Origin of the sequence: Prevotella sp. E9-3 (assembly GCF_022024015.1) — a bacterium.
Classification (GTDB): Bacteria; Bacteroidota; Bacteroidia; order Bacteroidales; family Bacteroidaceae; genus Prevotella.
Window position 1 is genome coordinate 889,884 of the sequence record NZ_CP091786.1, and the last position, 23,467, is coordinate 913,350.

The following is a 23,467-nucleotide window of genomic DNA, read 5'->3' on the forward strand; positions in this document are numbered from 1 at the left end:
TAAAAAAAAAGACGATATGAAACAAAAACCGGATTTAAGTTTTTGGAAGCTCTGGAATTTGAGCTTCGGTTTTTTTGGCGTTCAGATTGCTTATTCGCTTCAGAATGCCAATATTTCCAGAATCTTTGCCACTCTTGGGGCCGATCCGCATACTTTAAGTTTCTTTTGGGTTCTGCCGCCGCTGATGGGTATGCTTGTACAACCGATTGTGGGTACGATGAGCGATAAGACATGGACTCGCTTCGGTCGTCGTATTCCTTATCTTTTTGTAGGCGCTGCTGCCGCTGTCTTGGTGATGTTCCTTCTGCCCAATGCTGGTTCGTTGGGCCTTACCGTCGGTGCAGCTCTTTGGTTTGGCGCCTGTGCCTTGATGCTTCTTGACACCAGTATCAACATGGCTATGCAACCGTTTAAAATGCTTGTAGGCGATATGGTGAACGAGCAGCAGAAAGCCAAGGCTTATTCCATCCAGTCGTTTCTTTGCAATGCCGGCGGACTGGTAGGTTTTGTTTTTCCTTTCCTGTTTACTGCAGTAGGCATCGCCAATACTGCTGAGGCTGGTGTTGTTCCCGATTCGGTTATCTATTCTTTCTATATCGGAGCAATTATCCTTATTCTTTGTGTTCTTTATACCACAGCAAAAGTGAAGGAGTGGAATCCGAAAGAATATGCTGAGTATAACGAAAGCTTTACTCTCGATTCTGAAAATGAAGAGCGAAAAGAAGATAGTGCCGGATGGCTTTCATTGTTGAAGAAAGCGCCTGTTGCCTTTTGGCAGGTCGGCTTGGTGCAGTTCTTCTGCTGGGCTGCCTTCCTGTATATGTGGAACTATACCACAGGAACCATTGGTGATACTGTATGGGGAACTACCGATGTTACTTCCGAAGGATATCAGGCTGCAGGCAACTGGACCGGAATTGTGTTTGGCGTTCAAACGCTGGGTGCTGTACTATGGGCAATGGTACTGCCACAGTTCCGCAATATGAAGATAGCCTATGCTTTCAGCCTCTTGTTGGGCGCCGTAGGCTTTATCCTTGTACCCTTCGTTACCGACCAATACCTATTGTTCGTCCCGTTCCTGCTCATTGGATGCGCATGGGCTGCTATGTTGGCTATGCCTTTTGCATTGGTCACCAATGCCTTGCAGGGCTATGGACACATGGGCGCTTATCTGGGCCTGTTCAACTGTACCATCTGTATTCCTCAGATTATTGCCGCTCTTTTAGGTGGTACCATACTCTCACTGGTTGGCAGTCATCAGTACAACATGATGTTCGTAGCTGGTGTCAGCTTGTTTATCGGCACCCTGTGTGTGTTTGCAATCAAAGCTAAGAAATAATAACAAACTACTATACAATATGAATATTCAGTTTAACCTTGACTATCGCACCTCTTATGGAGAGCGACTGAAACTGGTGGTCGTCGATAATGGAAAGCCGGTAGAGAACTATGAGATGACCAGCGCTGACGGAGAGCATTGGGTGCTTGAAATGACACGTTCGGCCAAGACAGGTACTTTTATTGACTATTATTATAGTGTATGTAACGACCAGCAGGAACTGCGCCACGAATGGCTTGCAGAGCCTCACCGCTTGGAATTTGCAGCCGTTCGTGGAACTCATTACACCGTCTATGATCACTGGCTTGACATTCCCGAAGACAGTTACCTCTATTCTTCCGCCTTTACTGAGTGCGTGGCCAATCGCAAGCGTGCACTCAGTGCCGGAACTGAGTTTGCACGGACCATTCGACTGAAAGTGCGGGCTCCACAGTTGCGCGCAGGCGAGTATTTGGTGTTGGTAGGTGCTCCCGAATATCTGGGTGCTTGGGATGTGAAACGTGCATTGCCCATGACTGAACACGAGTGTAACGAGTGGGTGGTCAGTCTGGATGCCGATCGTCTGCCCGGATGGTTTGAGTTTAAGTTCGTTGTCCGTAATATCGAGAACGAGTCTGTAGCCCTTTGGGAAAATTCCATGAACCGTTGTGTCCAACTTCCTGATATTGAGGGAAACGAGGTGGTTGTCTATGAGCTCCCCCAAGCATATTTCACTATCTATCCTTGGAAGGGAGCAGGAACGGTTGTGCCTGTGTTCTCATTGCGCAGTGAAGGTAGTTTCGGCGTGGGCGATTTCGGCGACTTGAAGCTCATGGTTGACTGGTGTGCAAAGACCCGTCAGCGTATTCTTCAGGTATTGCCCATCAACGATACCAATATGACAGGAACTTGGCAGGATAGTTATCCATACAATAGTATCAGTATCTATGCCTTACATCCGCAATATACTGATTTACGACAACTCCCTCAGTTGAAAGACGAGTCGCTCAGACAGCAATTCGAAGCGCTTCGAATTGAACTGAATGCCCTTCCTCAGATAGACTATGAGCGTGTGTTTAAGGCTAAGATGGACTATCTGAAAGCATTGTTCAAACAGGAATGGGCACGCGTGAAGCGTACCAAAGCCTTTAAGGATTTCTTTGAACAGAACAAGGAATGGCTTGAACCCTATGCCCAATTCTGTGTGAATCGTGATAAATACGGTACTCCGGAATTTGCCAAGTGGGGTAGTGATGCAAAATATACCGAGCATACTGACGACAAAGCCTCTCTCGCTGCACGTGAGTTCTGGTACTTCGTTCAGTTTAATCTTGATCAGCAGATGCGCTCAGCCCATGCGTATGCGCGTAAGAATAAGGTGATACTGAAAGGCGATATTCCTATAGGTATATCTCGTGATGGTGTTGAGGCTTGGGTTGAACCACGCTATTTCAATCTGAATGGTCAGGCTGGTGCACCACCCGATGCTTTTGCTGAGGACGGTCAGAACTGGGGATTCCCCACTTACAACTGGGACGAAATGTTGCGTGACGGATGTCAGTGGTGGGTGCGCCGTTTCCGTAAGATGCAAGAGTATTTCGATGCATATCGTATTGATCATGTATTGGGCTTCTTCCGAATATGGGAAATCCCTATGCCCGAAAAGAGTGGATTGTATGGTCAGTTCCAACCTTCTGTACCGATGAGTGTCGATGAGATAGAGAATCGCTGGCATCTGCCTTTCCGTCAGGAATTCTATCTCGAGGATCATAAACAGAAGAATATGTGGCATCCACGTATCAATGCACCTAAATTAGAGGCATTCCGTAACTTGCCCGGCGATGAGCAGCAGCGGTTCTGGGATATGTACAACGACTATTTCTATCGTCGCAACAATCAATTCTGGTATGAGGAGGCTATGAAAAAACTGCCTCGTCTTACACAGGCCACCCGTATGCTTTGCTGTGCAGAGGACTTAGGTATGGTTCCTGATTGCGTGGCTTGGGTGATGCACGATTTGCGTATTCTTTCTCTTGAGATACAGTCCATGCCGAAAGACCCCTCATTGCGTTTCGGAAAACTGAAGCGTAATCCATACCGTTCGGTCGATACCATCTCTACTCACGACATGGCTACGCTCAGACAATGGTGGGATGAAGACTGGGATCAGACACAGGCTTACTACGGCATGATGCTCCATCGTGAAGGGCCTGCTCCTCATCCACTGCCAGGATGGTTGGCTAAGGATATTGTTTCGCGCCACCTTACCTCACCTTCTATGTTGTGTCTGGTTTCATTGCAAGACTGGATGTCAATTGACGAGGGACTCCGTTTGCCGGAGGCTGATGCAGAGCGTATCAATATTCCGGCCAATCCGCGACATTATTGGCGCTACCGTATGCACATCAGTATCGAACAGCTTATGGCTTCCAACGAATTCAATAATACTGTTACAGAACTGATTGTGAACAGCGGTCGAAAATAAACATACCTTTTTTACTCTATACTATTGTTTCAAAAACACGTCAACTGCTCCGAGCATACACAATAAAATGTAGCTCGGAGCAGTTTAAAGAAACAGGTAGTAATAATTTTATTAAATATTGTAAGTAATATAAAAGTAAAAAACAACCGTAAGTAATTTTTAGTAATGAGAAAAAGAAACTTGTTATTGGGCCTGCTGATGATGCCGCTGATGGTAATGGCAGGTGAGGTGAAATCGCCCAACGGCAACATCGTGTTAAACTTCTCGCTCGATGCCAAGGGACGTCCCACCTACGAAATGTCGTACAAAGGTCGTCCGGTAGTTCTCCAGTCGCGTTTAGGATTGGAACTGGCCAAGGACAAGCATGCCTCAAAAGGGTACGATGAGACCGATTTGATGGAAGGCTTTCAGTTGCAGAGTGAGGCTACCTCGACTTTCGATGAAACCTGGCAACCTGTTTGGGGTGAGACACGCGACATCCGTAATCACTACAATGAGTATGTCGCTACCTTGACACAATCCAAAGAGCAGCGCACCATCGCTATCCGTTTCCGTGTCTATGATGATGGTATTGGTTTCCGATACGAATTTCCACAGCAGCGAAACCTGAACTATTTCCTGATTAAAGACGAACGTTCTGAGTTCCGTATGGCTGGCAATCATACTGCATGGTGGCTTCCCGGCGACTACGATACGCAGGAGCAGGTGACCCAGGAAACCCGTCTTTCAGAAATCCGTGCTCGCATGCACGATGCCGTGAACTGGGGTAACTCCAGTGTGGCTCCTTTCTCTGAAACAGGTGTGCAGACATCGTTGCAGATGAAATCAGACGATGGCCTCTATATCAATATTCATGAGGCAGCCTGTCTGGACTATGCTACTATGCACCTTGAACTGGTTGATGCAGAAACTAAACATCTTACCACAAAACTGGGTGGAGGTACCAATGCCTATACGCCCAACCCTCAACCTTCTAACTATTCTTTGCCCGAGCCCTACACGTTTGTGAGTCATCTCACACCCGATGCCACAGGACTGAAAGGTTGCATGCAGACTCCTTGCGAAACTCCTTGGCGCACGGTGATGGTCAGCGATGATGCACGCGATATGTTGTCGTCTAACCTGATTCTGAACTTGAACGAACCCTGTAAGATTGAGGATACCAGTTGGATTCATCCCACCAAGTATTGTGGCGTGTGGTGGGAGATGATTGTGGGTAAGAGCTCCTGGAACTATACCGACGAATTTCCCAGCATTCATCTCGACAATATCGACTGGACAAAGGTGAAGCCTAACGGTCGTCATGGTGCTAACAATGAGAAAGTGCGCCGCTATATTGATTTCGCTGCCGAACATGGTCTTGACCAAGTGCTGGTTGAGGGATGGAACGTAGGTTGGGAAGACTGGGCCAACATGTGGAAACGCGATGTGTTCGATTTCGTGACTCCATACCCCGATTTCGATCTTAAGGCCTTGAATGAGTATGCCCATTCCAAAGGTGTGAAGATTCTGATGCACCATGAAACGAGCAGCTCTACCCAAAACTATGAGCGCCACATAAAGGAGGCTTTCGAACTGATGAACAAATACGGTTATGATGCTGTGAAAACTGGTTATGTGGGCGATATGATTCCCCGTGGCGATCACCACTATTCACAGTCTATGAACAATCACTACCTGTATGTCATCAAGGAGGCTGCCAAGCATCATATCATGGTGAACAGTCATGAGGCAACACGTCCTACAGGTATTTGCCGCACCTATCCCAATTTGGTGGGCGGCGAGAGCGCACGTGGAACTGAATACGAGGCTTTCGGCGGTTCTAATCCTAATCACACCTGTATTCTTCCTTTCACCCGTTTGCAGGGCGGTCCGATGGACTATACTCCCGGTATCTTCGTCACCAGACTGTCAGAGTGGAGCAGCAATCCTTCATGGGCTCGTATCACCCTTTGCGGTTCACTCGCTCTATATCTTACTATGTATTCTCCTTTGCAGATGGCTGCCGACCTGCCTGAGAATTATGAGCGTTTCCTGGATGCCTTCCAGTTTATTAAGGATGTGGCATGCGACTGGGATGACTCTCGCTATCTGGAGGCTGAGCCTGCTCGCTATATCACTGTAGCCCGTAAGGCAAAGGGCACCGACAATTGGTTTGTAGGAGGAAAGTGCAATGAGGACGGACATAAGGTCAATGTGAAACTCGACTTCCTTGATAAAGGCCGTAAGTATGAGTGTACCATCTATCAGGATGCCAAGGATGCTCACTATGAGAAGAATCCGCAGGCGTATGTAATCACTAAGAAGGTGGTGAAAAAGAATGATGTGTTGAAACTGACTGAGGCTCCTGGCGGTGGATTTGCCGTGAGCTTGAAGGCTCTCTAATATGGACATAAAAAATCGGAGCAATGGCAAGTTGCTCCGATTTTTTTTTGTATCCTATTTAAAAAGCGAGTTTTTTATCTTTTCAGATGAACGAATACAGGATAGTGGTCAGAAGGTAGTCTTCGTTCATACTTGCTAAAATTGATTTCTTGAGGAGCATGCTCTCCTTTCTGCGTGATAGCCGATTGGTCGGTTGCTTTCCAGTAGCAGTTGGTCAAGATGCCATAGCGGTCAACCGTCAGCTGTGGTGAAACGAACACATGGTCAATGCGGCTTTCTGTTTTCAGGTCTGAGTCGAAACTGTTGAACGTTCCATTCTCAGCAAAACGCAGACGGGCATGCTCGTAGCTGTCTTTCAGTATGCCCGATTCGGTGAAGATGGTATAAATCTCGTCGTTTTGGTCAACATTGAAGTCGCCTGTCAGTATAACGGGATCGTTCTTTTTCTGCGTGATGGCGCGGATACGTTCTACCACCAGTTTGGCAGCCTCGCGACGTGCTACTCGTCCTACGTGATCCATGTGAAGGTTGAAAAAGTAAAAGCGTAGTTTGGTTGTGCGATCCTTGAAATGTCCCCATGTACAGATACGGGTGCAGGCGGCATCCCATCCCAAACCTGGCTTCTCTGGTGTCTCCGAAAGCCAGAAATGACCATTGTCAAGTAGTTTTATCTTCTTTGTGTCGTAGAGAATAGCCGCATATTCTCCCTTCTCCTTGCCATCATCACGACCTACACCAATATAGTCGTAGCCATCCAATTGCTGAATCATATCATGCAATTGGCCTGCCAGTACTTCCTGAGCACCGAAAATGTCGGGATGCTCAAAGTTTAATTGTCCGCAAATCACGGGGCATCGTTGTTGCCATGAATTGCCTTTCTGGGCATCCCCTTCATTCTGATAGCGGATGTTGTAACTGCCCACGTAGAGGGATTGGGCCATACCGGATATAAACATCAGGCCCAGAGCAATGAGTAAAATAGTTCTTTTCATTATTACTGTAATTGTTGTAGTTTAAAGTTTGTACTCTTGATAATAACGACTATAGGTGGATGGTTATTGTGTAAATAGAGGAATAGCAAACGTTTGCGCGTTTAATAAGCTTTTCGTTTGCTGAAAGGAAATACATATTTAATAATATTTTGTATCTTTGCAGCCATAGCAAATCAATAACAATAAACCTAATGAAAACACTTCTTATAGCAGGAATCATGCTGGCTCTCTTGCCTTGCAACCTCTCCGCTCATGTATCGGGTGAAGAGGTGAAGCCTTCGTGTGAGTCTTTCTTTTTCGACGAGATGACTTATTCACCTGTCGAGACGGTATTCAAACTGTTTGCACCCGATGGTGTCAAACAGGTTTTGGTGCGTATCTATAAGGATGGGGAAGGTGGAAAGGCCCAGAAAACTATCAAAATGCGGCACGTAGGTAAGGACTTGTGGCAAGTGGCAGTGAAAGGTGACTTGGCAGGGCGTTTCTATACCTTTGACATGGGCAAGGGAGAAACACCGGGTGTTTTTGCTAAGGCTGTGGGCGTGAATGGTAAGCGTGGCGCCATTCTTAAGACATTCCCGGGCAGTAAGGAGTGGGACAAGCGGCGTCCTGTTATCAAGTCGCCTGCCGATCTGGTGGTCTATGAGATGCACCATCGTGATTTCTCTGTGGCTCGCCGCGAATCGAAGTATCCAGGCAAGTATCTTGCATTGACAGAACCATGGGCTGTTCAGCATCTGAGAGACCTTGGCGTTAATGCTGTTCATATCCTGCCAAGTTATGACTATGGTTCTGTTGACGAGACCCGTCTTTCTCAGCCACAGTACAACTGGGGATATGACCCGGTGAACTATAATGTGCCAGAGGGCGGATATTCTACCAATCCCTACGACCCGGCCTGTCGCATCAGTGAGTTCAAACAGATGGTGGAGAGCCTGCACAAAGCCGGAATTGCCGTGATTCTGGACGTCGTGTATAATCATACCTTCGATATCGACCATTCCAATTTCCAGCGCACCTATCCCGATTACTATTATCGCAAGACACCCGAAGGCTATTACAGCAATGGCTCAGGATGTGGCAATGAGACTGCTTCTGAGCAGCCGATGATGCGCCGTTTCATGATAGAGAGCGTGAAGTATTGGGTGAATGAGTATCATATTGACGGATTCCGTTTTGACTTGATGGGCGTTCATGATATTGCAACGATGAATGCCATACGCAAGGCACTCGATGAGATTGATCCTACTATCTTCATCTATGGCGAAGGTTGGAGTGCTGGCGGTTGCGCATTGCCTAACAACCAGTTGGGCATGAAAGCCAACATTCCTCAGATGCCGGGCATCGCAGCTTTCAGCGATGATATTCGTGATGCCCTGCGCGGACCGTTTAGCGACGACACCAAGTGTGGATGGTTGGGCGGCTCTTATAATAATAAGGAGACGGAAAGTCTCAAGGCCGGTATCGCCGGAATGATAGCTCATCCTCAGATAGACTATTCAAAGGTGAACTATTCTTCAAAGCCTTACGCTATGGATCCTACACAGATGATGAGTTATGTGTCTTGTCATGACGATATGTGTCTGGTTGACCGTCTTCGTGCCAGCATTCCTGGTATTACCGATGAAGAACTGATTCGTCTCGACCTGTTGGCACAGACAGCAGTGTTCACTTCTCAGGGTGTGCCCTTTATGCTCTCGGGTGAGGAACTGCTCCGCAGTAAGAAGGGCGTCCATAATTCTTATGAATCGCCCGACTCTATCAACCAGCTCGACTGGCAGAACAAACTGCGTTATCCTCAAGTGTTCCAGTATTATAAGGGACTCATCCAACTGCGTAAGCAACACCCCGCTTTCCGATTGGGAAGTGCCGATCTGGTGCGCAAGCACTTGGAGTTCCTTGACGCTCCCGAAGGCGTGGTGGCTTATCGCTTGAAGAATTTTGCCGGACGTGACAGATGGCGCGATATCATTGTCGTACTGAATTCTACCCGTCAGGAACAACAGATTGCCGTGCCTGAAGGAAAATATACTGTGGTCTGTGCCAATGGCGTTATATCGCTGGCTTACAGAGGAATATCTGCCGTTGAAGGCAATACTGTCACCGTGTCGCCGCAGTCGGCATTGATAATACATAATTAATAATGAAACCTTAATATCCAGATATTAAATGAAACGTATTCTATTACTAATCGCCTTCGTGGCACCAATGATGACGATGAGCGCAGCAAAAACGACAAAGGTCACTGTTGACCGTATCGACCCCACCGACTGGTTCGTTGGTATGAAGAATCCGCAGGTGCAGTTGATGGTGTATGGCAAAGGCATCCGCAACGTACAAGAGGTGACTACCGACTATCCCGGCGTAGCGATTGATAGTCTGGTGCGACTTGATTCGCCCAACTATCTTCTTGTTTACATGAACCTGAAGAATGCTAAGCCCGGAACAATGACGCTCAGCTTCAAAGTGGAAAAGGGAAAACCCGTGAAAGTTGACTATCTGCTGAAGGCACGCGAGATGGAGGGAAGTCAGCGTAAAGGTTTCGATATCAGTGATGTACTCTATCTGCTCATGCCCGACCGCTTCGCTCAAGGTTCGCATCACAATCCACAGATAAAAGGCATGCAAACTTATCGTGAGGACCGTACCGCACCTTCACTGCGTCATGGCGGCGATCTGGAGGGACTGCGCGAGCATCTTGATTATTTCAACGAACTGGGAGTCACTGCCTTATGGTTTACTCCTATCCTTGAAAACAACTCGCCCGACAATGATTTCGGCTATAGCACCTATCATGGCTACGCTACTACCGACTACTACAGAGTGGATCCTCGTTTCGGCTCGAATGCCGATTATCGCCAACTTATCGACGATGCACATGCCAAGGGACTGAAAGTGGTGATGGACATGATTTTCAATCACTGCGGATTTGAGCACCCCTGGGTGGCCGACATGCCTTCAAAGGATTGGTTCAATCTCTCTGACTGGCTGAAACAGTCGTACGGTACCAGTGATTCGCGCGGCACAGACTTCTTGCAAACCAGTTATAAGCTGACGCCCGTAATGGATCCTTATGCATCGGAAGTGGATAAGCGTGAAACCGTTGAAGGATGGTTCGTGTCAACCATGCCCGACCTAAACCAGCGCAATCAGCACCTGATGCGATACCTCATTCAGAATTCTATCTGGTGGATAGAGACAGCTGGCATTGATGGTATTCGAATGGATACCTATCCCTATGCCTATCGTGAACCGATGGCTCAATGGATGAAAGAACTCGACGAGGAGTATCCGAACTTCAACACCGTTGGCGAAACATGGGTCACAGTACCCGCTTATACTGCTGCATGGCAGAAAGACTCAAAACTGAGCGATCAGAATTCCTATCTGAAAACTGTGATGGACTTCTCGTTCCAAGAGGCACTCGACTCCTGCAAACATGAAGAGACCGATGGATGGTGGCGTGGCTTCAACAGGTTGTATAACTCGTTCGTTTACGACTATCTCTATCCGAACCCTTCTTCTGTCATGGCCTTTATCGACAATCACGATACTGACCGCTTCTTGGGTGATGGATGCGATTCGTTGGCCTTGAAACAGGCCATGGCTTTGTTGCTCACTGTCAATAGGATACCTCAACTGTACTATGGTACTGAGATTATGATGAACGGCACAAAGAGCATCACGGATGGTAATGTCCGAAAGGACTTCCCCGGAGGCTTCCCCGGCGATGACCATAGTGCTTTTACCAAGGAAGGCCGTACAAGGGTCGAGCAGCAGATGTTCTCCTGGCTCAGCCGACTCCTTCATTGGCGTAAGGGAAATCCGCTCATCTCAAAAGGCAAGCAGATTCAGTTCATTCCTCATCAGGGCATTTATGTCATTGCCCGTCAGTATGAAGGACGTACTTCTATGACTATTCTTAACGGAACAACCAAACCGGCTGTGCTGGATGTGAAACGTTATGCCGAGGTCATTGGAACTACCAAACGTGCCAAAGACGTGCTGACCAACCGTTACTATGATCTTTCACGTTCTATTCAGTTGAAACCACGTCAATCTTTGGTCCTTGCTTTTTAATTCTTGAACTCTATTGCTTGATATGCTAAAATAAATTTTGGCCATTATTTTTCAAATTTTGGCCAAAATTCAATGAATAATGGCCAAAATTTATTTCAGCCTTATTTCTGTTGCAGCTCGATAGCCGTTCTGTTACGTCCCGGTTCTTGTTCTCTTTGCCAGCAGCGCGATATACTCTAAAATAAATTATAGCTATAATTTCCGCGATTATAGCTATAATTTTCCGAATTTTAGCTATAATTTATTTCAGCGTGCTTTCTTTTGCGGTCCAACATGAGTTCTGTTCCGCCCCAGTTCTTCGTTTCTTTCTCTCCAAAACTAATTTTGGTGGAATAATATCCGAGAATTGTTAGAATAATAACCGAGCTTGTTAGAATAATATCTGAGAATTGTAGATGGCCTTTCTATTCACTCCCCTCCCTCACAGGGAGGGGTTGGGGGAGAGTCTTCTTCTTTCCACGCGCGCATAATATATAAAAGGTATGCCCTTTTCCTTGAATTGACATATATCAAATCAGGGGTAAAAAATGCACTTTCTCTCAAATTTTTTATTGAAAAGTTTTGGTGGTTTGAGAAAAATTCGTACCTTTGCATCCGCTTACGAGGAACACCTCCTCACGAGCGACTAAGAAAGAGTTCTTTGAAAGATTTACATAGACAGTGAAGTAGTACAAGAAGCGAGTACTTTTATAAGTACTTGGGTAACAAAAGTCAAACCGTTAAATTCTTGAATGAATTACTGGATAGTTGTTCTGAGACAGAGTAAGAGATACTAGTTCTACTAGTTACACTAGTGGTACTGGTTCTAGAGATACAAATTTTACAATGAAGAGTTTGATCCTGGCTCAGGATGAACGCTAGCTACAGGCTTAACACATGCAAGTCGAGGGGCAGCATGTTGGTTGCTTGCAACCGATGATGGCGACCGGCGCACGGGTGAGTAACGCGTATCCAACCTTCCCCCTAGTAGGGAATAGCCCGGCGAAAGTCGGATTAATACCCTATGTTGTTCATTGAAGGCATCTGATTTGAACCAAAGGTTTTCCGCTAAGGGATGGGGATGCGTCTGATTAGGTTGTTGGCGGGGTAACGGCCCACCAAGCCCACGATCAGTAGGGGTTCTGAGAGGAAGGTCCCCCACATTGGAACTGAGACACGGTCCAAACTCCTACGGGAGGCAGCAGTGAGGAATATTGGTCAATGGACGGAAGTCTGAACCAGCCAAGTAGCGTGCAGGATGACGGCCCTATGGGTTGTAAACTGCTTTTGTCAGGGAATAAAGTGAGGCACGTGTGCCTTTTTGTATGTACCTGAAGAATAAGGACCGGCTAATTCCGTGCCAGCAGCCGCGGTAATACGGAAGGTCCGGGCGTTATCCGGATTTATTGGGTTTAAAGGGAGCGCAGGCCGGAGATTAAGCGTGACGTGAAATGCCGCGGCTCAACCGTGGAAGTGCGTCGCGAACTGGTTTTCTTGAGTGAGTACGACGGAGGCGGAATTTGTGGTGTAGCGGTGAAATGCTTAGATATCACGAAGAACCCCGATTGCGAAGGCAGCCTCCGAGTCCTTAACTGACGCTAAAGCTCGAAAGTGCGGGTATCGAACAGGATTAGATACCCTGGTAGTCCGCACGGTAAACGATGGATGCCCGCTGTTTGCGATATACAGTAAGCGGCCAAGCGAAAGCGTTAAGCATCCCACCTGGGGAGTACGCCGGCAACGGTGAAACTCAAAGGAATTGACGGGGGCCCGCACAAGCGGAGGAACATGTGGTTTAATTCGATGATACGCGAGGAACCTTACCCGGGCTTGAACTGCAGGAGAACGATTCAGAGATGATGAGGCCCTTCGGGGCTCCTGTGGAGGTGCTGCATGGTTGTCGTCAGCTCGTGCCGTGAGGTGTCGGCTTAAGTGCCATAACGAGCGCAACCCTTTTCATTAGTTGCCATCAGGTGATGCTGGGCACTCTGGTGATACTGCCACCGTAAGGTGTGAGGAAGGTGGGGATGACGTCAAATCAGCACGGCCCTTACGTCCGGGGCTACACACGTGTTACAATGGGTGATACAGAGAGCCGGTCGTCCGCAAGGACGATCCAATCCTTAAAGTCATCCTCAGTTCGGATTGGGGTCTGCAACCCGACCCCATGAAGCTGGATTCGCTAGTAATCGCGCATCAGCCATGGCGCGGTGAATACGTTCCCGGGCCTTGTACACACCGCCCGTCAAGCCATGAAAGCCGGGGGCGCTTGAAGTCCGTGACCGCGAGGATCGGCCTAGAGCGAAACTGGTAATTGGGGCTAAGTCGTAACAAGGTAGCCGTACCGGAAGGTGCGGCTGGAACACCTCCTTTCTGGAGAGGACGCTATACAGTGGTTTGATAACCCCAGTGCTTCTTTACTACACAACTGTTTAATAAAGAATAGAGAAAAATGAGGCTGGGCAGAGGCACCCCCTCTGACCGACTTATGAGAGTCCTATAGCTCAGTTGGTTAGAGCGCCACACTGATAATGTGGAGGTCGGCAGTTCAAGTCTGCCTGGGACTACTCTGAGGTAATTGTCAATTATCAATTTTCAATTATCAATTCTCTTAACGGGGGATTAGCTCAGTTGGCTAGAGCACCTGCTTTGCAAGCAGGGGGTCAACGGTTCGAATCCGTTATTCTCCACTATTCGGTTCAGATTACTCAGACGACTCGGAATACTCTGAGAGGAACCGGAAGAGATCTTTGACATATTGAGACACAAGACTGTAAGTAAAGACTTTTTAGAAGTCACAAGATTAGAAATAATCTCAATACAGCTGAAAGTATGAGCAATTCTTGCTTTTGCCAGGTATTGCGCTATATGATAGCGCTCTTACCGGCACGAGTTGGAATGTAGGCGAAATCGAGTTAGGGCGTCTGGTGGATGCCTTGGCTCCCGGAGGCGATGAAGGACGTGATAAGCTGCGATAAGCCTCGGGTAGGTGCAAATGACCTTTGATCCGAGGATTTCCGAATGGGACAACCCAGTCATATGAAGTGTGACTATCCCTGCTTATGTAGGGAAGCTAACCGAGGGAACTGAAACATCTTAGTACCTCGAGGAAGAGAAAATAACAATGATTCCCCCAGTAGTGGCGAGCGAACGGGGAAGAGCCTAAACCGCCGGTGTAGCAATGCACCGTCGGGGTTGTAGGACCACGCCGTGGCATGTTGATGTGGAGTAGAACCGTCTGGAAAGACGGATCATAGAAGGTGATAATCCTGTATACGAACACAGATTCAGCCTAGTGGTATCCTGAGTAACGCGGAACACGAGTAATTCTGCGCGAATCTGCCGGGCCCATCCGGTAAGGCTAAATACTCCCGGGAGACCGATAGTGAACGAGTACCGTGAGGGAAAGGTGAAAAGCACCCCGATGAGGGGAGTGAAATAGTCCCTGAAACCAGGCGCCTACAAGCGGTCGGAGCTGCATTTTGCAGTGACGGCGTGCCTTTTGCATAATGAACCTACGAGTTACCATCACCAGCGAGGTTAAGCTTCTATGTAGCGGAACCGCAGTGAAAGCGAGCCTGAATAGGGCGTTGAGTTGGTGGGGGTAGACGCGAAACCGAGTGATCTACACATGTCCAGGATGAAGTCCCGGTAACACGGGATGGAGGTCCGCACCGATAAGCGTTGAAAAGCTTCCGGATGAGGTGTGTGTAGGAGTGAAAGGCCAATCAAACTCGGAGATAGCTCGTACTCCCCGAAAGGCATTTAGGTGCCGCGTCGGATGATCACCGTGAGAGGTAGAGCGACCGATAGGTCAAGAGGGCTTCACCGCCTATCGAGACCTGACGAACTCCGAATGCTCACGGTCTGCAGTCCGGCAGTAAGGGGGCGGGTGCTAAGGTCCGTCCCCGAGAGGAGAAGAATCCAGACCGCCGTCTAAGGTCCCGGAATCCTGTCTGAGTTAGTCTAACGAAGTGTGGCCTCGATGACAGCTAGGATGTTGGCTTGGAAGCAGCCATTCATTCAAAGAGTGCGTAACAGCTCACTAGTCGAGAGGCCGTGCATGGATAATAATCGGGTATAAGACAGGTACCGAAGGCGCGGGATAGCAATAATAAAAGTATCGGTAGGGGAGCATTCCTGCGACGCCGAAGCCATGGGACGACCCTTGGTGGAGTTTCAGGAAAAGCAAATGTAGGTATAAGTAACGATAAGGAGGGTGAGATTCCCTCCCGCCATAAGACTAAGGTTTCCCGGGCGATGTCATTCAGCCCGGGGTTAGTCGGGTCCTAAGTCTCAGCCGAACGGCGAGGGCGATGGCAGACACGGTTAATATTCCGTGACTTCCCTTACGGGCGATTGTGGAGACGGAGCAGTGACACTGCCGCGCACCGACGGATGTGTGCGTTGACGGGTCTAGGCTATGAGGATGGCAGGCAAATCCACCATCCGAGCTGATGCCCCATAGTACGGCACTCCCTTCGGGGAGAGCCGATAGTGCAGGTAATCATACTCCCGAGAAAATCCGCTAAGCTTAACCGTTAGGGAACCCGTACCGCAAACGGACACACGTAGTCGGGTAGAACATACTAAGGCGTTGAGAGAGTCGTGGCTAAGGAACTAGGCAAACTGACCCTGTAACTTCGGGATAAAGGGTCCTCCCCTCCGGGGGAGGCGCAGAGAATAGGTCCAGGCAACTGTTTAACAAAAACACAGGGCTGTGCAAACTCGAAAGATGATGTATACAGCCTGACACCTGCCCGGTGCTGGAAGGTTAAGAGGAGATGTCATACGCAAGTTGCAGCATTGAATTGAAGCCCCAGTAAACGGCGGCCGTAACTATAACGGTCCTAAGGTAGCGAAATTCCTTGTCGGGTAAGTTCCGACCTGCACGAATGGTGTAATGATCCGGACGCTGTCTCGGCCACGATCTCAGTGAAATTGTAGTATCGGTGAAGATGCCGATTACCCGCGATGGGACGAAAAGACCCCGTGAACCTTTACTACAGCTTAGCACTGACCTTGGTCATCGGATGTGTAGGATAGGCCGGAGGCTATGAAGCGGCGTCGCCAGGCGTTGTGGAGCCATCCTTGAAATACGGCCCTTCTGCTGCCTGAGGTCTAACGGGTGATAATCCGGACACTGCTTGGTGGGTAGTTTGACTGGGGTGGTCGCCTCCAAAAGCGTAACGGAGGCTTCCAAAGGTGCCCTCGGGCCGATTGGTAACCGGCCTTACAGAGTGCAATGGCATAAGGGCGCTTGACTGGGAGGCAGACATGCCGAGCAGGCAGGAAACTGGGGCATAGTGATCCGGCGGATCCGTATGGAAGGTCCGTCGCTCAAAGGATAAAAGGTACTCCGGGGATAACAGGCTGATCCCCCCCAAGAGCTCATATCGACGGGGTGGTTTGGCACCTCGATGTCGGCTCGTCACATCCTGGGGCTGGAGAAGGTCCCAAGGGTTGGGCTGTTCGCCCATTAAAGTGGCACGCGAGCTGGGTTCAGAACGTCGTGAGACAGTTCGGTCTCTATCTATCGTGGGCGTGGGAGTCTTGAGTGGACCGGTCACTAGTACGAGAGGACCGTGATTGACCGACCTCCGGTCTGCCGGTTGTACCGCCAGGTGCACCGCCGGGTATCCGCGTCGGGTTCGGATAAGCGCTGAAAGCATCTAAGTGCGAAGCCGGCCACAAGATTAGGGCTCCATATAGGGTCGTCGCAGACTACGACGTTGATAGGGTGCAGGTGTAAAGACGGTGACGTCAAAGCCGAGCACTACTAATTGCCCGAATGGTTTCTCCGATTGGCGCTTACTTTCAACTGTATCTTCAGTCTTTGTGTTGATATGTCATAACCTATATTAAGGTGGTTATTGCAGCGGGGTCCCACCTCTTCCCATTCCGAACAGAGAAGTTAAGCCCGCCTGCGCCGATGGTACTGCAATGCAATGCGGGAGAGTAGGAGGCCGCCGTCTTTCTTGAGAAAGCCCTGTTTCAGCAATGAGACAGGGCTTTTCTGTTGTTGATGGCGTTGAAGGGGGAAATAGGATTCTTAGGATTTTTTGGTGGTTTCAGTATTTTTCTTTACTTTTGCACAAATTGAATAAATTATGGACGCAAAAAGAATCTTGAAGTTTCTGCGTGAAGTGCAGGCAAATAATAATCGGCCTTGGTTTCAAGAACATAAGGCTGAATACGAAGCAGTTCGCTCTGATTTTGAACAGGGCGTGAGTAAGGCTTTAGAGCGTATCGTTACTTTCGATCCCTCTATTGGTCATCTGCAAGTGAAAGACTGTACATATCGCTTTTATCGTGATACCCGTTTCTCTCCTGACAAATCACCTTATAAGAATCATTTAGGCGCATATATGTGTGCGCATGGCAAGAAAGCATTGCATGGTGGGTATTATATTCACTTAGAGCCTGACCACTGTCTGGTGGCTGTCGGGTGCTATTGGTTGCCGACGAATATCTTGACTTCTTGTAGAAACGAGATAATGGCCAATACTGATGAATGGCTTCGTTGCGTGGAGAGTAAAGAGTTTCTGAAATTTTTCGGTGGCAACGACGATGCTTCATGGGACGACCCGCAGGGATTCGGATTGGAGAAGCTGAAGACGTGTCCGTCTGGTTTTCCTCGAGACTGGGAATATGTGAAATATCTTCGTCTGAAGAATTATTGTTGTTGGCATCATGTAGATGAAGACTTTTTTGAAGGTGACGGATGGCTGGATGAGTGCGAGAAAATGTTCCGTGCAGCCAAGCCGATGATGGACTTCACCAATAATGTAATCGATGACTACGAATAGTTGTTCTGAGAATATGAAGAAAATCAGCATTCTGTTCGTTTGTCATGGTAATATATGTAGAAGTCCGATGGCCGAGTTCGTGATGAAAGATTTGGTAGAGAAAGCTGGCCTTTTGGATTCATTCTATATTGAGTCGGCTGCTACATCAACAGAAGAAATAGGTAATGAGGTGTATCCGCCTGCCCGTCGTAAATTGGCTGAGCACGGAATATCGTGCAAGGGAAAGACGGCTCGTCAAATGACTGCTCGCGACTATGATCGTTTTGACCTGCTTATCGGTATGGACGAATGGAATATTCGGAATATGAGACGCATCTGTGGGAATGATCCTGACGACAAGATACATATGCTGCTTGACTATACCGACAGACCTGGAGAAGTAGCAGATCCGTGGTACACGGGTAACTTCGATGCAACTTGGAGAGACGTGCAGGAGGGTTGTAGTCGTTTGCTCTCACTCCTTTCTAAAGGGAAATAAGCAATTGTTGCAATATTTGACTGCTTTCTGCGTTATATAGAAAGTGCTCTAAAGAGAAAGTATGCAATGGACTGATCGCATCCGGCAGGTTAAGATTTTACTGGTGTTCTCGGCAATTGTGATTGCCGGGCTCTCGTTGTTAGTGTCACACTATCTGGTGCGTGACCTACAGGTTGAGGAACACGGTAAGATGGAGGTTTGGGCGCAGGCTATGAATGCTTTCAATAATGCCGACGAGACCACGGATCTTGCCTTGGTGATGAGCGTCATAGAAAGTAATAATACCATTCCTGTTATCGTGATGGACAAGGATGGAAATGTGACCGATTGGCGCAATATAAAGGTGGAAGGCGATGATACGCTGTCCTTTATAGCCGATTACGGACAACGCATGCAGAAAGCAGGAAATCGTATTAAGATAGAACTGAACGGCACTTCAGACTACCTGTATGTTTGCTATGACGAATCGACTATGTTGAAACGACTCACCATGTGGCCCTATTGGCAGTTGGGAATCGTTCTTATCTTCGCCATCGTAGCTATCTTTGCTCTGTTGTCGTCGAAGCGTGCTGAACAGAATAAAGTGTGGGTGGGACTTTCGAAGGAAACAGCCCATCAGTTAGGCACTCCTATCTCCAGTTTAATGGCATGGGTAGAGATACTGAAAGAGAGTTATCCGCAGGATGAACTGATTCCTGAAATGGAACAGGACGTAAGGCGCTTGGAACGAATAGCAGAGCGTTTCTCCAAGATTGGCTCTTTGCCAGAACCTGTCGATGCATCAATGAACGAGGTACTGGATCATGTGATAGCCTATATGGACAAGCGAACTTCGCAGAAAGTGTCTATCAAGGGACATTATCCAGACCATGACGTGATAGTGAAGATGAATGCTTCGCTTTTCGAGTGGGTAATAGAAAATCTCTGTAAGAATGCAGTCGATGCCATGGAAGACGGGCAGGGAAAAATCGATCTCTGGCTGTTGGAAGAGGATGATATAGTGGCTATTGAAGTGACCGACAACGGAAAGGGAATCAAGAAGAAGAACGTGGGCAATGTGTTCCGTCCTGGCTTTACCACTAAAAAACGCGGATGGGGGCTTGGACTGTCGCTGGCCAAACGTATTGTAGAAGAATATCACAAGGGGCGTATCTATGTGAAAAACTCGGAAGTAGGCCGAGGCACTACCTTCCGAATAGAATTGCGAACCCGAAAATAAACGGTCAAGAAAACTTGTGCTTTTTCTTTGCACATACCATACTTTAATGTGCAGAAATAAGGCTCTATATGAAAAAGATATACGTTTTTATTGAAAAAAGCTTAATATTCGGCACAAGTTTTGAAAAATTTGAGTAACTTTGCACCCCAAAAAGCGAATAAATGTGTAGTTTTGAGCAGTTTAAAATAGATTTGAAAGCACTCTCTGAAGATATTACATCTTTAGAATATGAGTTGACTGACGACTATTTTTCTGCTTTGAACGATGCTGATATACAAGGAGGCTCTCTGCATGTGTCGGGGTCTATACGCAAGGCTGTCGGCTTTTTTGAACTTCTGCTTGATATCAGTGGCACAGTCCGCATACCCTGCGATCGTTGTTTGGACGACATGGATCAGCCTATTAAGACGAATTTGCGTCAAGTGGTGAAATTGGTGTCTGCCGATCAGATAGAAGAGGGAAGCGGAAGCTCTTTGCAAGACGATCTTGTAATGGTTGATGAGAACGAAGGCGTTCTCGACATTACATGGACGTTGTATGAGACAATAGCCTTAGCGGTACCCATCCAGCACGTTCATCAACCTGGCGATTGTAACGATGCTATGATGCGAGTGCTCACAGAACATTCGGCTGCCCGAAGCAGTGATGCGGACGCAAAAAAGGAGATTGACCCACGTTGGAGCGCTTTAGCAAAATTGAAAATTGAAAATTAAAAAATTAACAATTAAAAATTAAAGATTGATATGGCACATCCTAAAAGAAGACAATCAAACACTCGTACCGCTAAGCGTCGTACCCATGACAAGGCTGTAGCTCCTACACTGGCCGTATGCCCCAACTGTGGCGCTTACTATGTTTATCACACAGTATGCCCCACCTGTGGTTACTATCGTGGCAAGGTTGCTATCAAGAAGGACGAAGAAGTAGCAGAGTAATCAATGGCTAAGATAAACGCGATCATCACTGGCGTGGGTGGCTATGTGCCTGACTATATCCTCACCAACGAGGAATTGTCGCGCATGGTTGATACCAACGATGAGTGGATTATGACGCGTGTCGGAATCAAGGAGCGCCGAATTCTCACTGAAGAGGGTCTCGGCACTTCTTATATGGCGCGCAAGGCTGCCAAGCAACTGATTCAGAAAACGGGCGTTGACCCAGATAGCATTGATGCACTGATTGTGTCGACTTCAACAGCCGACTATAAGTTTCCTTCGACAGCCAGCATCGTGCTGGGCAAGCTTGGACTGAAGAATGCAATGGCATTCGATTTCTGGGCTGCTTGCTGTGGATTCCTCTACACGCTTGACGTGGCTTCGACAATGATTCAGTCGGGCCGCTATAAGAAGATTATCGTGATTGGCGCTGATAAGATGTCATCGGTAACTGACTATAAGGACCGTTCTACCTGTCCCCTCTTTGGTGATGGCGCTGGAGCTGTTCTGCTGGAGGCTACTGAAGAAGAGAATATCGGTTTCATGGATTCTTATCTGCGTACGGATGGAAAGGGACTGCCCTTCCTTCATATGAAAGCAGGCGGTTCAGTATGTCCACCGAGCTATTTCACGATCGATCATAGACTACACTATACTTACCAGGAAGGCCGTACGGTGTTCCGTTATGCTGTGACCAACATGAGTGACGACTGCGCACTGATTGCTGAGCGCAACGGACTGAACAAAGAAAACATCCAATGGGTGGTTCCTCATCAGGCCAATATGCGCATCATCGAAGCAGTGGCTAAGCGCTTGGAACTGCCAATGGAGCAGGTGATGGTTAATATTGAGCACTTCGGTAATACATCGGCTGCCACCATCCCCTTGGCATTGTGGGAATATGAGAACAAGCTGAAGAAAGGCGACAACCTCATCCTCACAGCTTTCGGTGCAGGCTTTGTTCACGGAGCATGCTACTTGAAGTGGGCGTATGATGGAGGTGAAAAGTGAAAAAGTGAATAATTTGCAACCGCTTTTATATGCATAAAGCAGGATTCGTAAATATTGTTGGAAATCCCAATGTAGGTAAAAGTACGCTCATGAACCAGTTGGTTGGTGAGCGTATTTCTATTGCTACCTTTAAGGCGCAGACCACGCGCCATCGTGTTATGGGTATAGTGAACACGCCTGATATGCAGATTGTGTTCAGTGATACCCCCGGTGTGTTGAAACCCAATTACAAGCTGCAGGAGTCAATGCTCGCTTTCTCGGAGAGTGCACTCACCGACGCTGATGTGTTGCTTTACGTCACCGATGTAGTGGAGAACCCCGAAAAGAACATGGAGTTTTTGGAGAAAGTGCAGAAAATGACCATCCCTGTTCTCCTGCTTATCAATAAGATAGACGAGTTGTCTAATCAGGAAACTGCGAAAACTTCGGGTTCTCAGGGCGCAACGAAAACACCTTGGGCTTCTAATCCTCAAGCTCTCCTGACCGCTATTGTTGAAAAGTGGCACTTACTGTTGCCCAATGCCGAGATTCTTCCTATTTCGGCAAAGAATAAGTTTGGTGTTGACCTGCTGTTGAAACGCATTCAGGAACTATTGCCTGAAAGTCCGGCCTTTTTTGATAAAGACCAGTTGACAGACAAGCCCGCCCGCTTCTTTGTCAGCGAGATAATCCGTGAGAAAATCCTCTTGTTCTACGACAAAGAGATTCCTTATTCGGTGGAGGTTGTTGTGGAGCGCTTCAAAGAGGATGACCGTCAGATACATATCAATGCCGTGATTTATGTGGAGCGTGATAGTCAGAAAGGTATTATCATCGGTCATCAGGGCATTGCACTGAAGAAAGTATCTACAGAGGCCCGCAAGACGCTTGAGAAATTCTTTGACAAGCACATCTTCCTTGAGGTGTTTGTGAAAGTGGATAAAGACTGGCGTTCATCGAAGAAAGAACTTGACAACTTCGGCTATAATCCAGATTAATTCCCAATATCTTCATATAATTCAATATTTGAATAATATTCAATAGCTGTCCGCAATGAAACAAGCAATGATTTTTGCCGCAGGGCTTGGCACAAGACTGAAACCGCTGACTGATACAATGCCGAAAGCGTTGGTGCCAGTGGCCGGACAGCCGTTGCTGTGGCATGTCGTGCTGAAACTGAAAGCTGCCGGCTTTGAGCGCCTGGTAGTCAATGTGCATCATTTTGCCGACCAAATCGTGGATTATCTGAAGGAGAACAATAACTTTGAATTGGATATTCGCATCAGCGATGAGCGTGACGGACTGTTGGAGACTGGAGGCGGAATAAAAAAAGCCTTGCCCCTGTTTGATGCGGAGAGTCCGATACTGATTCATAATGTCGATATATTGAGTAATGTGGATGTGGCAGCACTCTACGACAATGTGTCTCAGAATAGTCCAGATGCCCTGCTCTTGGTGAGTTGGCGCAATACGAAGCGCTATTTGCAGTTTGATGACACGATGCGTCTGCAAGGCTGGATCAACATCGAAACAGGAGAACAAAAAGGTAATATATCTTCTCTCACCTCACAACTTTCATCTCTCAGAAAATTGGCCTTTTCAGGCATTCATGTACTGTCGCCCAGTGTGTATCCTCTGTTTAAGGAGATGCCCGACCGCTTCGGTATCATGGACTTTTATTTGAAATACTGTCACCAGTGTACCTTTATGGGGCTTGAAATGAAGGACCTCCGTCTGATGGACGTTGGCAAGCTGGATACACTGGATCAGGCTGAAAACTTTATTAATAACTTATAA

14 protein-coding genes, 2 tRNA genes and 3 rRNA genes are annotated in these 23,467 nt (G+C 47.7%); 18 read left to right on the top strand and 1 reads right to left on the bottom strand.

Annotated features, from left to right (window positions below):
* The first annotated feature begins 16 nt into the window (after positions 1 to 16).
* The 3 genes from L6475_RS03260 to L6475_RS03270 all read left to right on the top strand — a co-directional run bounded on the left by L6475_RS03260 (position 17) and on the right by L6475_RS03270 (position 6,188).
* Positions 17 to 1,339 (top strand): MFS transporter, encoded by a 1,323-nt coding sequence (locus tag L6475_RS03260; protein ID WP_237822461.1) that lies wholly within the window; start codon positions 17 to 19, stop codon positions 1,337 to 1,339.
* Positions 1,340 to 1,358: 19 nt separating this feature from the next.
* A complete protein-coding gene (locus L6475_RS03265; protein WP_237822463.1) occupies positions 1,359 to 3,803 on the top strand; it encodes a 4-alpha-glucanotransferase in 2,445 nt (814 codons plus the stop codon).
* Between the two features lie 165 nt (positions 3,804 to 3,968).
* Entirely contained in the window at positions 3,969 to 6,188 is a 2,220-nt protein-coding gene (locus L6475_RS03270; protein WP_237822466.1) for a glycoside hydrolase family 97 protein, read from the top strand.
* A 74-nt stretch (positions 6,189 to 6,262) separates the two neighbouring features.
* Here L6475_RS03270 and L6475_RS03275 read toward each other — a convergent pair whose 3' ends face one another.
* Positions 6,263 to 7,180 (bottom strand): endonuclease/exonuclease/phosphatase family protein, encoded by a 918-nt coding sequence (locus tag L6475_RS03275; protein ID WP_237822468.1) that lies wholly within the window; start codon positions 7,178 to 7,180, stop codon positions 6,263 to 6,265.
* A 191-nt stretch (positions 7,181 to 7,371) separates the two neighbouring features.
* On the opposite strand from L6475_RS03275, the gene pulA reads away from it, so the two are divergent.
* The 15 genes from pulA to L6475_RS03350 all read left to right on the top strand — a co-directional run bounded on the left by pulA (position 7,372) and on the right by L6475_RS03350 (position 23,467).
* Complete coding sequence (pulA, locus tag L6475_RS03280) at positions 7,372 to 9,321, top strand: type I pullulanase (RefSeq protein WP_255777598.1); 1,950 nt, start codon at positions 7,372 to 7,374, stop codon at positions 9,319 to 9,321.
* Positions 9,322 to 9,349: 28 nt separating this feature from the next.
* Entirely contained in the window at positions 9,350 to 11,260 is a 1,911-nt protein-coding gene (locus L6475_RS03285; RefSeq protein WP_237822470.1) for a glycoside hydrolase family 13 protein, read from the top strand.
* Positions 11,261 to 12,082: 822 nt separating this feature from the next.
* Positions 12,083 to 13,612 (top strand): 16S ribosomal RNA (locus L6475_RS03290).
* A 120-nt stretch (positions 13,613 to 13,732) separates the two neighbouring features.
* A tRNA-Ile gene (locus L6475_RS03295) sits at positions 13,733 to 13,806 on the top strand.
* Between the two features lie 49 nt (positions 13,807 to 13,855).
* Positions 13,856 to 13,929: transfer RNA gene (locus L6475_RS03300), tRNA-Ala, on the top strand.
* A 213-nt stretch (positions 13,930 to 14,142) separates the two neighbouring features.
* Positions 14,143 to 17,043, top strand: a 23S ribosomal RNA gene (locus tag L6475_RS03305).
* 58 nt (positions 17,044 to 17,101) lie between these two features.
* A 5S ribosomal RNA gene (rrf, locus tag L6475_RS03310) occupies positions 17,102 to 17,214 on the top strand.
* Together the 16S, 23S and 5S rRNA genes with 2 tRNA genes alongside form the textbook arrangement of a ribosomal RNA operon.
* Before the next feature lie 135 nt (positions 17,215 to 17,349).
* Positions 17,350 to 18,048: a DUF2461 domain-containing protein gene (locus tag L6475_RS03315; RefSeq protein ID WP_237822472.1), complete on the top strand. Its 699-nt coding sequence runs from the start codon at positions 17,350 to 17,352 to the stop codon at positions 18,046 to 18,048.
* Between the two features lie 13 nt (positions 18,049 to 18,061).
* Entirely contained in the window at positions 18,062 to 18,526 is a 465-nt protein-coding gene (locus L6475_RS03320; protein WP_237822474.1) for a low molecular weight protein-tyrosine-phosphatase, read from the top strand.
* A 61-nt stretch (positions 18,527 to 18,587) separates the two neighbouring features.
* Positions 18,588 to 19,745 (top strand): PAS domain-containing sensor histidine kinase, encoded by a 1,158-nt coding sequence (locus L6475_RS03325; protein ID WP_237822476.1) that lies wholly within the window; start codon positions 18,588 to 18,590, stop codon positions 19,743 to 19,745.
* 191 nt (positions 19,746 to 19,936) lie between these two features.
* Positions 19,937 to 20,458 carry a DUF177 domain-containing protein gene (locus L6475_RS03330; RefSeq protein WP_370641634.1) on the top strand — a complete coding sequence of 174 codons (522 nt, stop codon included), beginning with the start codon at positions 19,937 to 19,939 and terminating at the stop codon, positions 20,456 to 20,458.
* A gap of 30 nt (positions 20,459 to 20,488) precedes the next feature.
* The gene (gene rpmF / locus L6475_RS03335; RefSeq protein WP_237822480.1) at positions 20,489 to 20,680 is read left to right on the top strand and encodes a 50S ribosomal protein L32; all 192 of its coding nucleotides are present in this window, start codon (positions 20,489 to 20,491) and stop codon (positions 20,678 to 20,680) included.
* Positions 20,681 to 20,683: 3 nt separating this feature from the next.
* The gene (locus L6475_RS03340; RefSeq protein ID WP_237822482.1) at positions 20,684 to 21,691 is read left to right on the top strand and encodes a beta-ketoacyl-ACP synthase III; all 1,008 of its coding nucleotides are present in this window, start codon (positions 20,684 to 20,686) and stop codon (positions 21,689 to 21,691) included.
* A 29-nt stretch (positions 21,692 to 21,720) separates the two neighbouring features.
* Positions 21,721 to 22,668, top strand: coding sequence for a GTPase Era (gene era, locus L6475_RS03345; RefSeq protein ID WP_237822483.1), 948 nt, complete (start codon positions 21,721 to 21,723; stop codon positions 22,666 to 22,668).
* Between the two features lie 55 nt (positions 22,669 to 22,723).
* Positions 22,724 to 23,467 (top strand): nucleotidyltransferase family protein, encoded by a 744-nt coding sequence (locus L6475_RS03350; RefSeq protein ID WP_237822486.1) that lies wholly within the window; start codon positions 22,724 to 22,726, stop codon positions 23,465 to 23,467.